This is a genomic window from Nocardia panacis, from assembly GCF_003598715.1.
Classification (GTDB): domain Bacteria; phylum Actinomycetota; class Actinomycetes; order Mycobacteriales; family Mycobacteriaceae; genus Nocardia; species Nocardia panacis.
Genome location: NZ_QZFU01000016.1, coordinates 632,101 through 644,920 on the forward strand (window position 1 = coordinate 632,101; position 12,820 = coordinate 644,920).

Annotated in this window: 14 protein-coding genes; 5 read left to right on the forward strand and 9 right to left on the reverse strand. The window is 65.9% G+C overall.

Going from position 1 to position 12,820, the window contains the following annotated elements:
• Positions 1–12: 12 nt before the first annotated feature.
• The 3 genes from D5S18_RS11110 to D5S18_RS11120 form a co-directional block, all read right to left on the reverse strand.
• Entirely contained in the window at positions 13–363 is a 351-nt protein-coding gene (locus D5S18_RS11110) for a hypothetical protein (RefSeq protein WP_239003664.1), read from the reverse strand.
• Between the two features lie 195 nt (positions 364–558).
• Positions 559–855, reverse strand: a complete 297-nt coding sequence (locus tag D5S18_RS11115; RefSeq protein WP_120039708.1) for a hypothetical protein — start codon at positions 853–855, stop codon at positions 559–561.
• A complete protein-coding gene (locus D5S18_RS11120) occupies positions 842–1,066 on the reverse strand; it encodes a hypothetical protein (protein ID WP_120039709.1) in 225 nt (74 codons plus the stop codon). Before D5S18_RS11120 ends, D5S18_RS11115 begins: the two co-directional genes overlap by 14 nt.
• Before the next feature lie 224 nt (positions 1,067–1,290).
• Between D5S18_RS11120 and D5S18_RS11125 the strand changes: the two genes are divergently transcribed.
• Positions 1,291–2,070, forward strand: a complete 780-nt coding sequence (locus D5S18_RS11125; RefSeq protein WP_120040591.1) for an alpha/beta fold hydrolase — start codon at positions 1,291–1,293, stop codon at positions 2,068–2,070.
• Between the two features lie 119 nt (positions 2,071–2,189).
• Here D5S18_RS11125 and D5S18_RS11130 read toward each other — a convergent pair whose 3' ends face one another.
• The 3 genes from D5S18_RS11130 to D5S18_RS11145 all read right to left on the reverse strand — a co-directional run bounded on the left by D5S18_RS11130 (position 2,190) and on the right by D5S18_RS11145 (position 5,373).
• Positions 2,190–2,975, reverse strand: coding sequence for a TetR/AcrR family transcriptional regulator (locus D5S18_RS11130; RefSeq protein WP_239003665.1), 786 nt, complete (start codon positions 2,973–2,975; stop codon positions 2,190–2,192).
• Positions 2,976–3,079: 104 nt separating this feature from the next.
• A complete protein-coding gene (locus D5S18_RS11140; protein WP_120039712.1) occupies positions 3,080–3,841 on the reverse strand; it encodes a crotonase/enoyl-CoA hydratase family protein in 762 nt (253 codons plus the stop codon).
• Positions 3,842–3,858: 17 nt separating this feature from the next.
• A complete protein-coding gene (locus tag D5S18_RS11145; RefSeq protein WP_120040593.1) occupies positions 3,859–5,373 on the reverse strand; it encodes an acetyl-CoA acetyltransferase in 1,515 nt (504 codons plus the stop codon).
• A 310-nt stretch (positions 5,374–5,683) separates the two neighbouring features.
• Here D5S18_RS11145 and D5S18_RS11150 point away from each other — a divergent pair, with 310 nt between their 5' ends.
• Both D5S18_RS11150 and D5S18_RS11155 read left to right on the forward strand, forming a co-directional pair.
• A complete protein-coding gene (locus tag D5S18_RS11150) occupies positions 5,684–6,793 on the forward strand; it encodes a glycoside hydrolase family 183 protein (protein WP_439651103.1) in 1,110 nt (369 codons plus the stop codon).
• Between the two features lie 66 nt (positions 6,794–6,859).
• Positions 6,860–7,504 carry a class I SAM-dependent methyltransferase gene (locus D5S18_RS11155; RefSeq protein WP_120039713.1) on the forward strand — a complete coding sequence of 215 codons (645 nt, stop codon included), beginning with the start codon at positions 6,860–6,862 and terminating at the stop codon, positions 7,502–7,504.
• Between the two features lie 18 nt (positions 7,505–7,522).
• Here D5S18_RS11155 and D5S18_RS11160 read toward each other — a convergent pair whose 3' ends face one another.
• The gene (locus D5S18_RS11160; RefSeq protein WP_120039714.1) at positions 7,523–8,116 is read right to left on the reverse strand and encodes an alpha/beta hydrolase family protein; all 594 of its coding nucleotides are present in this window, start codon (positions 8,114–8,116) and stop codon (positions 7,523–7,525) included.
• 290 nt (positions 8,117–8,406) lie between these two features.
• Here D5S18_RS11160 and D5S18_RS11165 point away from each other — a divergent pair, with 290 nt between their 5' ends.
• Together D5S18_RS11165 and D5S18_RS11170 are read left to right on the forward strand one after the other, a co-directional pair.
• Positions 8,407–10,242: an acyl-CoA dehydrogenase gene (locus tag D5S18_RS11165; RefSeq protein WP_120039715.1), complete on the forward strand. Its 1,836-nt coding sequence runs from the start codon at positions 8,407–8,409 to the stop codon at positions 10,240–10,242.
• Between the two features lie 170 nt (positions 10,243–10,412).
• Positions 10,413–11,492 (forward strand): glycoside hydrolase family 183 protein, encoded by a 1,080-nt coding sequence (locus D5S18_RS11170; protein ID WP_239003666.1) that lies wholly within the window; start codon positions 10,413–10,415, stop codon positions 11,490–11,492.
• A gap of 54 nt (positions 11,493–11,546) precedes the next feature.
• Here the strand turns inward: D5S18_RS11170 and D5S18_RS11175 are convergent, their stop codons facing one another.
• Together D5S18_RS11175 and D5S18_RS11180 are read right to left on the reverse strand one after the other, a co-directional pair.
• Complete coding sequence (locus tag D5S18_RS11175) at positions 11,547–11,780, reverse strand: hypothetical protein (RefSeq protein ID WP_120039716.1); 234 nt, start codon at positions 11,778–11,780, stop codon at positions 11,547–11,549.
• Positions 11,781–12,223: 443 nt separating this feature from the next.
• Positions 12,224–12,451, reverse strand: coding sequence for a hypothetical protein (locus D5S18_RS11180; RefSeq protein ID WP_120039717.1), 228 nt, complete (start codon positions 12,449–12,451; stop codon positions 12,224–12,226).
• Positions 12,452–12,820: the final 369 nt, after the last annotated feature.

Sequence of the window (12,820 nt, forward strand, 5' to 3'; positions counted from 1 at the left end):
ACAGGGCCTAAGTTACTGCGGTTTGCCCACGCACTGGGCGACGATCTTCTCCTGTGCGGCGCGGACCTTGTCGGCATCCTTCGCGTCCATGCCGAAGGTGTTCGGGTCGGCGGCCTTCCTGTCGTACTCGTCGCTCACCATCAAGCGCAAGCCGTCCTGCGAAATGCCCTCCACCACATAGAGTTTCGCAGCACAATCGGTCAGGTTCCGATCGTGCATACCCTTCTTGTACATCGAGTCCGACAGGTCGGCGGCCGTCACGTCGGGCCGTGAGTTCCCGCCGCACGCGGTGAGCAGCGGCACGGCGGCCAACGCGGCCGTGAACAGGAGTATCCGCACCCTTATCCCTTCGTCGGAATTCATCGAATCGGCCATGATCATGCCGCATGTACGGCCATTGCGAAATGCCGAATAGTCGCTGCCCGCAAAGCTGTTGGCAGACCGCGCACGGCCGGAGCGAAGGCGGAGGTACGCCAACCGGCGCTGCCTGCGAAGCAGTCCGCAGACCTGCGCATGGCCGGAGCGAAGGCGGAGGTACGCCCTTTGGTTCACAGCGGATCACAGGTCCATGGCGGCGCGCAGTGCGGTATCCAACCGCTCCAACACCTCCGTATCGGTCTCGGCGACCCGCTCGGCCAGCCAGCCGCGATAGATGCGACCGATATTGCCCGCGTGCACCCACCCGTGCGGCGCCAGCTGAACCGCAAGGATGTCCTGCGGATCCTCGGCCATCACCTCGGCCGCGATCAGCCACGGACGCGGCGATTCGTGAATGCCGTCGCTGCTGATGAGCACAATCGTGCGCTGCCGAGTGAAGCCGTGCGGGTGGTAGGTCCAGAGCTCACCCCTGCGCACGCAACTCCTCTTCGGCGGCGGATAGTTCTGCCTCGTCGGCGGCGGCCAGCGACCCGACCTCCCCGATCGGACCGACCCCCGTCCGCACGGCCTCCCGCCTGGCGGCCCGCGAGATCCAAGCCGACGGGGACATGCCCGCGCGGGCGGCCGCCTGTTCGGCGAAGGACCAAGCGGCAGCGTCCAGCGAAAGGGTGACCTTACGCGTTGCCATACCATTTATCGTACCGATGCCCGGCTGAATCCGCCTTGTTCACTGTTCGAAGTGTGAACTGCCCGAACCAGGGCAACTCGGCCCCCTTCGCGGTATGGACTGCCACTACCCGACTTCGATCCCTTGGCGGACGACTCGATCCATTCGCGGTACGACTCGGAGTCGCTCCGGGCGACTTCGCCGGCGGTACGCTCGACCCAGATGAATCACCCTGGATGGCGCATATGGCACTGAACTACCACCGTGTCGGCGCGGGCGAACCCTTGGTCCTCGTGCACGGCATCGGCAGCCACTGGCAGGTATGGGAGCCGCTTTTCGCCACGCTCACCGCATCTTTCGAGGTGATCGCGCTCGACCTGCCCGGTTTCGGCGCATCGACCCCGCTCGAACACACGACGGTCGACGCGCTCACCGACTCCGTCGCGGAATTCCTTGCGACGCAAGGGATCGAGCACCCGCACGTGGCGGGCAACTCGATGGGTGGGCTCATCGCGCTCAACCTCGGCGCCCGCGGTCTGACCCGCTCGGTCACCGCATTCTCACCGATCGGATTCTGGGACCGACCCGGCCGAATCTGGTGCCAACAATCCCTCGGACGGTCGGTGCGGTTGGCGCGCGCCCTCCGCCCCGCCCTTCCCACGCTATTCGGCAACGCCGCAGGCCGCACCGCCCTACTCGGCCTGGTCTTCGGCAAGCCGTGGGCCATCACCCCGCAGATCGCACTCGCCACCGCGCACGGCGCGATCGACGCACCAGGTTTCGCCGAGGGACTCGCATCCTTCGACTCCGCGCGACTGTCCGAAACATCCGCGCTCACAAAGATTCCCGTCACCATCGCCTGGGGTTCGCGCGACATACTGCTCACCTACGTCACCCAGAGCAGACGCGCCAGGACGATGCTGCCGAGCGCACGACACCTCACGCTGCACGGCAGCGGACATACGCCGTTCTACGACGACCCAGCCGCCTGTTCCGCCGTGCTCTTGGACGCCCTCGAGCACTGAACTGCGGCGCAGGGCTGACTCGGTCGACGGGGGGAAGAACCGTCCAACCTCACCCACACCGGACAGAAGTGAGCCACGGGAAGGTTCGCGCGCCACGTGGCCGCGTCGAGCAGGGTGGCCTACTGGGCGGTATCGAGGAGGGTGTCGGGTGTCGCGGCGCCGAGGAGGATGCGGGCCGCGTTCTGCCAGCGGCGCTGGAGGATTCGAGTGCGATCGACTCGGCCGGTGAGCAGCGCGCGCATCGCCAGTCCGGACATGATCTCGATGGTGAATTCGGTGATGGTGGGCACCCGCGGGTCATTCGGGAACTCCGCGCGGAAGATATCGCGGACCGTGGTGTACATGAGTGCGAAGAGACGCTCTTCCAGTGGAAGGAAGGTGGCGAGCAGTTCCGGGTCGGTGCGCGCGCCCACCCAGATCTCCAGGGCCGCAAGGAAGGTCGGTCCGGTGAACATGGCGCTGGACAACTCGACCGCCGCCGCCAACCGATCCCCTGTGGGCGGGATGGCCGCCAATTCGCTTGCCAGTTGAGCGGATCGGCGCGCCGCGAGGAATTCCACCACCCCGGTCAGCAGATCCGCCTTGGTCGGAAAATGATGCTGCAACGTCCCGCGCGGCACCCCGGCCCGCTTCTGCACCGCCAGGGTCGTCGTCCCCGAATATCCCGCCTCGACCAGCCCCGCGACTGCCGCCTCCAACAGCCGCGTCCGCATTCGCTCGCGCCGCTGCGCCTGCGTTTCACGCACCCGCTCAGCCAAGAACCACGCCCACGTCTGCGTCTGCGTCTGCGTCTGCGTCTGCGTCTGCGTCTGCGTCTGCGTCTGCGTCTGCGTCTGCGTCTGCGTCTGCGTCTGCGTCTGCGTCTGCGTCTGCGTCGTGGATGGTCGCGGCGAATCCTTGTTCACCGCAATACCGAATCGCCGCGAGGGCGTCGCCCGGCGACAGGGGTGTCCCGATCGCATCGGTCGAATCGAGGCGATCGGGGGTCACCGCGACGGGCGACATGTGACTACTGTCCTTGCCAGCGCGGCTCGCGCTTCTGCGCGAAGGCCAGTGCGCCCTCGGCGGCATCTTTGGAAACCAGTGCGGGCAGCGCGACTTCGCCCTGTTTGGCGAAACCTTCGCTGACGGACCAGTCCGGGGATTCGTCGATGATGCGTTTGCTCGCCGCTACGGCGAGTGGGGCGGCGGCGACGATTTCGGCGGCCAACTCCAGGGCGACCGTGAGGGATTCGCCGGGTTCGGTGATCCGGTTGACCAGGCCGAGTTGGTAGAGGCGTTCGGCGGAGATGCGTCCGCCGGTGAGGGCGAGTTCGGCGGCGGTGCTGCGTGGCAGGCGCTGGGTCAGGCGCAGCACACCGCCGCCCGCCGCGACCAGTCCGCGTTTGACCTCCGGGATTCCGAATTGGGCGTTGTTCGCGGCAACGATGAGGTCGCCCGCCAGCGCCAATTCGAAACCGCCCGCGAGGGCGAACCCTTCGACTGCCGAAATCATCGGCTTGGCAGGTGGTTTCGCGGTGATGCCGAGCGGGCCGCGTTCGGTGATCGGCATCTCCCCGCGCGTGGCCGCGACGAGATCCATTCCGGCGCTGAATGTTCCGCCCGCCCCGGTGAGGACGAGCACGCGCACGCCTGCATCGGCCTCGAAGGCTTCGACGGCGGCCTGGATGGCGCGGGCGGCGGCCGGATCGATGGCATTGCGGGCGGCGGGACGATTGATGGTCAGCACGGTGATCGCGTCGCGGCGTTCGATCAGAACCGGGTCGGTCATGAATGCTCCTCGGGTGTTCAGTGCAGGGTGATCCGGTCGGGTGCGGCGATATCGGCGGGCGCGCCGAGCGGATCGCCGTCGACGCAGGCGGCGACGGTGTCGGCGTCGGATGCTCGCACCAGTATGCGGGCGCCCGACGGTGTGCGGGCGCTGATCACCACGGCTTCGGGTTCGTCGACGTGCTCGGGCGCCGGACCTTTGCGGTACACCGCGGTGTATGCCTCGATTTCGACCGGACCGCGATAGTTCGGATCCGAATCGCGGTGTGCCGAAAGCACTTCCGGTTCGAGTGCCCGGAATCCGGCGGCGGGTGGCCGCCCGGAATAGACGCCAACGGCGTGTTTGGTCGCGTACCAGCCGAGCGCCGTTGCCAGACCGTAGGATTCGGGGTCCTCGCGCAGCATTCCGGCCAGGGTCGCGATGGCATGGGTGGTGTAGTTGTTGCCCGGCCCGCCCGCGAAGGTCAGTCCGCCGGTGACCGACAGCGGTCGCGTCGGATCGTCGATCGGCAGACCGAGCTCGGCTGCGGCGATCTGCACCGCGACCGGGAAGCAGGAGTACAGATCGAGGTGCGCGACGTCATCGATACCGATACCGGCCGCGCGCAGTGCGGCCCGACCCGCGGCGGCGATGGCGGGTGCGGCGGCCATATCGGCCCGCTCGGTGACAAACCACTCGTCGGCGGCGACCGCCCCGGCATGCGGGAAGATCCAGCGCTCATGCGGCACGCCTGCCGCATCGGCGGCTTGCGCGCTGCAAAGGACAAGTCCGGCACCGAGATTCACCGACAGGTTGGCCACCAGCAGTTTCGGGTACGGCGTCGACACCATGCGGTTGGCCGCCGAGGGTGTGCACAATTCGGCGGCCGTGCGCTCGACCGGCTGCCAAGCGTACGGATTGCGCGCGGCGATGCCGGACATCCGTGACCAGAGCGCGCCGATCCGGTCGAGGTGCGCGTCCTCGGTCGCGCCGAGTCGGCCGCGCAGTGCCGATTCCATCAGCGCGTAGAAATACACCGGTCCCCACATTCCGGCGGCGGTCTCCATCTCCGAATTCGGTGGGCGGTCCGAACCGATGGTCATATCGGGCGCGGCAGCGTCGGACTGTTGCGGCCAAGTCAATTCCGCGCCGGTTCTGGTCGCGCCATTCCAGGCGGCTACCGCCTCCGCGCCGGCAATGAGGGCAATTTCGCAGCGACCGGCCACGATATCGCACGCGACGGTATTGACGAGCCGTTGCGGCGCGTCACCGCCGAAGCGCACCGACTGGAGGGTGCGCTGGGGTTCGATGCCGAGTTCGGCCGCGATCAGTGCGCCGAAATTCGGATACGGCCTGGTCACCGGGGCCACTGCGGCGATGGTGTCGGCGGTGCGCAGCAGTTTGTCGCCGGTGCCGCTGTCCGCGCCCGCGCGGCGCAGACCGCGGGCGGCCAACTCGACCGGTCCCGGTAGTCCGGCCTCGCCGGTGCGGTGCACGACCTGACCGGCGCCGACCAGGACCGGGGTGCGCGGATCCATTCCCGCGGGCAGCATGGGACCTCCGTTCACGGACTCATACCGTCAGTACTGACGGTTACTTTCGTACGATTAGAGCAGACCCCTCCCGGCGAGGCAATGCCCCGAATGATCCGCCGCCGCAGGCAACTTCACCGCATCGCGCCAACCACATTTCCGGATACGGAATTCAACCGGCACCGCGTTTCGCAAAAAACCGGGACAAGCCGCCAAATTCCACCCGGCGACTGTTAGCATCTTGTGCGATTGCCAGCCGGTCGAAAAGTAGTGCGAGACACTGCGAGATGGTCTGTGGATCGCACCCGAGAAACGGGAAGGCTCACAGACTTTGTCCAGGACCGCGAAATTCCTGCTTTCGATGCTCGCGGGCGGCGCCGCGCTACTGCTGACCGCCACCACCCCCGCCACGGCGAACCCCAATGCCATCAACCCGATTCCGGTGCTCAACGGCACGGCCGGGTTGCCCAATCTGGTGGGTCGCACCAGGGCGGTATTCCAGGTGACAGGGATGGCCAGCCCCAACAACACCGAGTCCTACAACGTGCTCGGCACCGACCTGGGCATCATGTGGGACAACGGCGCGGGCGAAATGCTCACCGCCTTCGGCGACAGCGCGGGCCTCGGCCTGCCCAATCTGCTCGCGGGCAGCATTTGGGCCTGGCGCAGCAATATCCTGATGCGCAGCCACACCCACAACCCGGCCGATGGCATCTTCTTCGACAGCGTCGTTCGCGATGTCTTCGGCCAGGCCCGCGATCTGATTCCCAGCCCGAAGATTCCCTTCATCGAGATCAGTCGCATCCCCACGGCGGGTATCGCGGTCAACGGTGTGCAGTACATGAGTCTGATGTCGGTGCGGAGTTGGGACAACGTCGGCCAGTGGACCACCAACTTCTCCGGTCTGGCCGCTTCGGCCGACAACGGCGAAACCTGGGCCGATCTGGCATTCACCCGCCGACCCAATGAGGGCGGCCACGCCAACTTCCAGATGAACGCCTTCCTGAAGGACGGCGGATTCGTCTACGAATACGGCACCAGGTCCGGCCGCAACAATGCGGTGCATCTCGCGCGGGTGCCCGAGAACGATATTCAGAACCTCGACGCCTACGAGTACTGGACGGGCCAGAACTGGTCGCACCGGGGCGATGTGAACGCGGCCGCCCCGATCATGGGCGGAGTCGGGGAACTGTCGGTCATGTACAACGCCTACCTCGGCCAGTATCTGGCGTTGACCACGGATCCCTGGAATTCGGTGGTCATGCGGCGGGCCTCGAGTCCGACCGGTCCGTGGAGCGAGCCGGAGGTGCTCATCGACACCCGCGAGCTACCCGCCGCCTACGCGCCGTCGATCTTCCCGTACCAAACCGGGCGTGACCTGTACTTCCTCACGACGGTGCACAATCAGTACAACGTCATCCTGATGCGCACCGCGCTGTAGTCGCCCCGCGAGCCCGGACCTCGAGCGTTCGTCTTCGAGGTCCGGACCCGCAATAGACTCGAGCACATGGATGCGGCCGAGTGGGACACGCGCTACGCGCAGAGCGAATTGGTGTGGGGCGCACCGCCGAACAGCACGGTGGTCGAACATGTCTACGGCTTGAACCGGCGCACCCAGTCGCCGTCGGAACTACCGCGCGCCCTGGACCTGGCGTGCGGTGAGGGCCGCAACAGCCTGTGGTTGGCCACGCACGGCTGGCAGGTGCACGCCGTGGATTTCTCCCAGGTCGGTATAGATAAAGGACGCACCGTCGCCGCGCGGCTGTCGCGTTCGGTGCGCGCCAGGATCACCTGGCAGTGCGCCGATGTCACCGATGTGGTCGCGGCGGGCGTCACCGGCCCGTACGAGTTGATCCTCATGGTCTTCCTGCAACTGCCGCAGGAGCTGCGGCGCGCCACCGTCCGCACCGCCGCCGCCCTGTTGGCTCCCGAAGGCACTCTGCTCATCCTCGGTCACGACACCACCAACCTGACCGACGGTTTCGGCGGTCCCCAAGATCGGGCCGTCCTGTTCACTCCCGATGACATTCGCGCCGACCTGGGTCCGCTGTCCTCCCGCATCGCCATTCAAACCGCGGACCGCGTCTTGCGTCCTACCGAAGGGCGCGATGCCATCGACGCGTTGGTCATCGCCACGCGCAGGCCGCAGTAGCGCCGAAAATGGGCAGTCCTACTCGGACCACCGCCGCAGCCACGGCGTCACGGTCTGTCCGATGACATCGAATCCGGAGCGGAACGCGTGTGCCTGACCGGGTATCACCCGCACCTCGGCGGCGTCGGCGGCATCCGGGATGCCGAAGGGATCGCTGCCGCCATTGATCACCACCACCTCGATGCCTGCCGCCAGCAGTTCGTCGCGGCGGGTCCGTTCGGGCTTGCCGGGCGGATGCAGCGGGAATGACAGCGCGATCACGCCGCGCGCCGCGGCGAGTTTCGCAGTGCGGCACGCGACCCGCGCACCATTGCTGCGACCGCCTTGAATCAGTGGCGCGCCTTTGACCTTCGGCCGCAGGGCCGCGACGATCTCCAACCACGCCTCGTCCTGTTTGACCGACGAGCCCGGCGCGCGCCTTCCGGCGACCCGGTAGGGCTGTACCACCCGCGCCACCGCGCCGCCCAGTGACAGCGCCGAATCGCGCACCGCCAGCAAATCTTTCGCCTCGACCCCGCCGCCCGCGCCATGGGTGAGCAGCAGAAGGAAGGTCGGTCGCCGCGGCTTGTCGAATTCGATTTCCGCAGGTCCAGCGCCCGTTTCGATTCGCACACCGCACCCTACCGCCGTCGGCGCTTCCGACCGCTCGCGCAGCGCCCGGATCGAGCGATTGCCGGCGGGATGCGCGCTGCTGCCCGCGCGCCGGGCAGGCCCGATTCGAGTTGTTCGTCTCATCACATTTGGCCGTATCGGCCTTGGCCGAGCCCATTACCCGCCGGTAATATGGCGCATAAGTTACCCGCGAGTAGCATGTCCGACTCCGGTACGGCTACCCGGTGGCAACAACGGGCGGGAACGGCACACAACCGACCGCACCAACTCAACGGAGAGTGAGTACTGACATGGGCCACTACAAATCCAACGTGCGCGACCTGGAGTTCAACCTCTTCGAGGTGCTGGGCCTGGGTTCGCTGCTCGACAGCGGCGCCTACGGCGACCTGGATACCGACACGGTCAAAGAGATGCTCAACGAGGTGCGTCGCCTGGCCGAAGGTCCGCTCGGTGAGTCCTTCGCCGACGCCGACCGCAACCCGCCGGTCTTCGACCCGAACACCCACTCGGTCACCCTCCCCGAATCGTTCAAGAAGAGCTACCGCACCATCCAGGACGGCGGCTGGGACAAGCTGGGTGTCGCCGAGGATCTCGGCGGCCTGAACATCCCCCGCCCGGCCTACTGGGCCATCGCCGAACTGATCCTCGGCGCGCAGCCCGCCGCCTTCATGTACGCCGCGGGCGCGGGCTTCGCCAATATCTTCTACAACAACGCCACCGAGGAGCAGAAGGGCTGGGCGAAGATCGCCGCAGACCAGGGCTGGGGCGCCACCATGGTGCTCACCGAGCCCGACGCGGGCTCCGATGTGGGCGCGGGCCGCACCAAGGCGATCAAGCAGGCCGACGGCTCCTGGCACATCGAGGGCGTCAAGCGGTTCATCACCTCCGGCGACTCCGATGACCTGTTCCCGAACATCATGCACCTGGTGCTGGCCCGTCCCGAGGGCGCCGGACCGGGCACCAAGGGGCTGTCGCTGTTCTTCGTGCCGAAGTTCCACTTCGATCATCAGACCGGCGAATTGGGCGAGCGCAACGGCGCTTTCGTCACCAATGTCGAACACAAGATGGGCCTGAAGGTCTCGGCCACCTGCGAGGTCACCTTCGGCGGACACGGCGTGCCTGCGCAGGGCTGGCTGGTCGGCGAGGTGCACAATGGCATCGCGCAGATGTTCGAGGTCATCGAGCACGCGCGAATGATGGTGGGCACCAAGGCGATCGCCACCCTTTCCACCGGCTACCTGAACGCACTCGAGTACGCCAAGCAGCGCGTCCAGGGTGCGGACCTGACCCGGATGACCGACAAGGCCGCTCCGCGCGTCACCATCACCCACCACCCGGATGTGCGGCGCTCGCTGACCATGCAGAAGGCATACGCCGAAGGTCTGCGCGCGGTGTACCTCTACACCGCCTCGCATCAGAACGCCGATGTGGCGCAACTGGTCTCGGGCGCGGATCCGGAGCTGGCGGCGCGCGTCAACGATCTGCTGCTGCCGATCGTGAAGGGCGTCGGCTCCGAGCGGGCCTACCAGTACCTCACGGATTCGCTTCAGACCCTTGGTGGTTCGGGCTTCCTCCAGGACTACCCGATCGAGCAGTACATTCGCGACGCGAAGATCGACTCGCTCTACGAGGGCACCACCGCCATCCAGGCGCAGGACTTCTTCTTCCGCAAGATCGCTCGCGATCGCGGTGTGGCGCTGGCCCACGTGGCGGGCCAGATCCAGAAGTTCATCGACTCCGAAGCGGGCAACGGCCGCCTCAAAGGTGAGCGCAAACTGCTCGCGACCGCACTGGAAGATGTGCAGGGCATGGCCGCCACCCTGACCGGTCACCTGATGGGTGCCCAGCAGGACGCCAATGAGCTGTACAAGGTCGGACTCGGTTCCGTACGCTTCCTGCTCGCGGTGGGCGACCTGCTCATCGGCTGGCAGTTGCTGCGCCAGGCCGAGATCGCCATCAAGGCGCTCGACAAGGGCGCGACCGGCGCCGACCAGGCGTTCTACAGCGGCAAGGTGGCCGTCGCGCAGTTCTTCGCCCGCAATGTGCTGCCGGAGCTGACCGCCACCCGCGCGGTGCTGTCCAACCTGGACAACGACATCATGGAGCTCGACGAAGCGGCCTTCTGAGCCCAAACGTGAAGGGTCCCGTCCGGATTCGGACGGGACCCTTTTTCGTCACGGTACTTGTTCACCGGATCTCTTGATACACCTTCGGTTTCACATGTGACGGGACGTGCGCGCGATCTGCGGGCACAATGGCCCTGATCGTGCGCCGTTCGCCGGAAGGGATGATCTGGATGAATCTGTTCGCTCTCACCAGAATCGGCGGGCTCGCCGCGGCGCTATCCCTCGCGGCCGCGGGCATCGCCGGGGCCGATCCCAATCTGGTCATGCCAATACCGGTGCTCAACGGTATTCACGGACTGCCGCAGCTGCCGGGACCCGCCAAGGCCGTCTTCCAGGTCACCGGTATGGACAGCCCCAATCAGACCCAGAACGTCAATGTGCTCGGCACGGACCTCGGCATCATGTGGGACGACGGAAACGGCCGCATGCTCACCGCCTTCGGCGATACCGCGGGACTCGGCCTCCCGAACCTGCTCGTGGGCAGCATCTGGGCCTGGAGCAGCAACGTCCTGTTCCGCAGCGGGACCCACGACCCTTCCGGTGGCATCTTCTTCGACGGTGTGGTGCCCAATCCCCTTCCGAGCCCGAAGATTCCGGGTATCGAGATCAGCTTCATCCCCACCGCGGGGATCTCGGTGGGCGGTGTGCAGTACCTGAGCATGATGTCGGTGCGCGACTGGGGCGAACCCGGCCGGTGGGAGACCAACTTCTGCACCCTCGCCGCCTCCGCCGACGGCGGGCAGACCTGGGGGCAACTGCCCAGCACCCGCCGGGCCAATGTCGATGGATTCGAACGGTTCCAGCAGAATGCTTTTGTCATTGACGGTGGATACATCTACCGGTACGGGACGCCTGCGGGTCGCCGAAACGCTGGATTCATCTCGCGCGCACGGGAATCCGATATCGCCAATATCGACGCCTACGAGTACTGGGACGGCGGAGCCTGGCGGGCGGGCGATGCCAGGGCCGCCGCGCCGATCGTCGGCGATGTCGCCGAACTGTCCGTGATGTGGAACGAATATCTGGGCCGCTTCGTCATGTTGACCACAGACGGGGCCAATTCCGTTGTGCTGCGGACCGCTTCGGCACCGCAGGGACCATGGAGCGAACCTCGGGTGCTCATCGACGGCCGCGCTCTGCCTTCGGCCTACGCGCCGATGATCTTCCCGTATCAAACCGGTGGCGACCTCTACTTCATGGTCACCCAGCATCAGCAATACAACGTCATCTTGATGCGTGCGCCGCTGTGAGGCGGAAAAAGCGGCCCGGACGTCTCCGGGCCGCCCTCTCCGTGCGGTACGAGATCAGTGGCCGCCACCCGAGCTGCCGGTCATTATCAACGTGATCAGCGGGATGAGGACCGCGGAGGAGCCGGAGCTGACGGAGCCGGCGCCGCCGGTGCCCGCCGTCCCTTCGGCCGCGGTCTGGGCCGGCTGCGACGGCTCGAGCGGGAGCACCGCGGCCGAGGCCAGCCCCGAGCCAGCGGTGACGATTCCGGCCGCAGCGATCGCAACGCCGAACACACGCAACTTGTTCATCAAGTCTTCACTTCCTAGGAGACGCTCACCGGCCAAAGTCGGATAGCCGGTAGAACACGTTCTAGCACGAGACTTCGAGAAATCCAGTGGTACCAGCGAAAATGGGACTTAAGACCCTAATTGCTGAAGATTTGCGAATCGAGCAGAACGTGTTTTGCAGAGCGAATCATCCAGGTGGAGTTTCCCGGCCGTACGCATTCGGTCCCGCTGCGCGGTAGCCCTACCCGTCGCAGCTTATCGAAAACGGAATCCACATTCGCCCGGCAGTGCGTTCGCCACTCTGCGCCACGAGCGGCGATCGACTGGCCACAATGTGACCGGCCCCCTACCAATTGGAAGTAACAAACAGCGGTTTCGAAACGATCGCGTGTGGCGCTCGGGATCCACCGAAAACGCCGAAGCGGCCCGAACTCGTGCCGGGCCGCTTCGCGTTGGTCTGCGGACTACCGACTCGTTGCCCTAGCCCCGCCGGAGCCGCTGCTGAGCGACTTCACCAGATCGGGAAGGAACTTGCTCGACCCCGTACCAGTCGGGTCCTGCTCACCGGGGGCGATGATTTCCTGCACCTGCGGAGTTTCCAGCGGAACCACCGCGGCCGAAGCCAGCCCGGTTCCCGCACCCAGAATCCCGGCCGCGATAATCGCCACACCGAACACACGCAACTTGCTCATCTAACCTCTAACTCTTTGGGATGATCCGTGCGACCCATGGGTCTCGATTGTCGACAAAGGTTTTTCTACCACACCGAAACAAATATCCACTCCCAGGAATGGGAAATGAAACCGCCTTCAATTAGAGTGCCCCCGATCCTGGGGTGGCGGGATCGGTTGCTACCATTGCCCCTCGATGCGCGAACCGCCTTCGAGAATTCCGATCTCAACCGCGTATTGATGTCTTGACAACCTGACTCTGGGTACTCTATTCGCGAACTCGATTGCCAGTCTTTCTTGGGGAAAGCAGTTGGGACCGGCCACGAAAATTCCCTGCGCTACCCTTCATCACGCCGACGGAGTCGACCGCGTTCACAAGCGCGGAAACAT

What these genes read in the sequence shown, in the direction of transcription:
- D5S18_RS11110 (WP_239003664.1), bottom strand. Translation starts at nt 363, where the DNA reads ATGAATTCCGACGAAGGGATAAGGGTGCGGATACTCCTGTTCACGGCC.
- D5S18_RS11120 (WP_120039709.1), bottom strand. Translation starts at nt 1,066, where the DNA reads ATGGCAACGCGTAAGGTCACCCTTTCGCTGGACGCTGCCGCTTGGTCC.
- D5S18_RS11125 (WP_120040591.1), top strand. Translation starts at nt 1,291, where the DNA reads ATGGCACTGAACTACCACCGTGTCGGCGCGGGCGAACCCTTGGTCCTC.
- D5S18_RS11140 (WP_120039712.1), bottom strand. Translation starts at nt 3,841, where the DNA reads ATGACCGACCCGGTTCTGATCGAACGCCGCGACGCGATCACCGTGCTG.
- D5S18_RS11145 (WP_120040593.1), bottom strand. Translation starts at nt 5,373, where the DNA reads ATGCTGCCCGCGGGAATGGATCCGCGCACCCCGGTCCTGGTCGGCGCC.
- D5S18_RS11155 (WP_120039713.1), top strand. Translation starts at nt 6,860, where the DNA reads ATGGATGCGGCCGAGTGGGACACGCGCTACGCGCAGAGCGAATTGGTG.
- D5S18_RS11165 (WP_120039715.1), top strand. Translation starts at nt 8,407, where the DNA reads ATGGGCCACTACAAATCCAACGTGCGCGACCTGGAGTTCAACCTCTTC.
- D5S18_RS11170 (WP_239003666.1), top strand. Translation starts at nt 10,413, where the DNA reads ATGAATCTGTTCGCTCTCACCAGAATCGGCGGGCTCGCCGCGGCGCTA.
- D5S18_RS11175 (WP_120039716.1), bottom strand. Translation starts at nt 11,780, where the DNA reads ATGAACAAGTTGCGTGTGTTCGGCGTTGCGATCGCTGCGGCCGGAATC.
- D5S18_RS11180 (WP_120039717.1), bottom strand. Translation starts at nt 12,451, where the DNA reads ATGAGCAAGTTGCGTGTGTTCGGTGTGGCGATTATCGCGGCCGGGATT.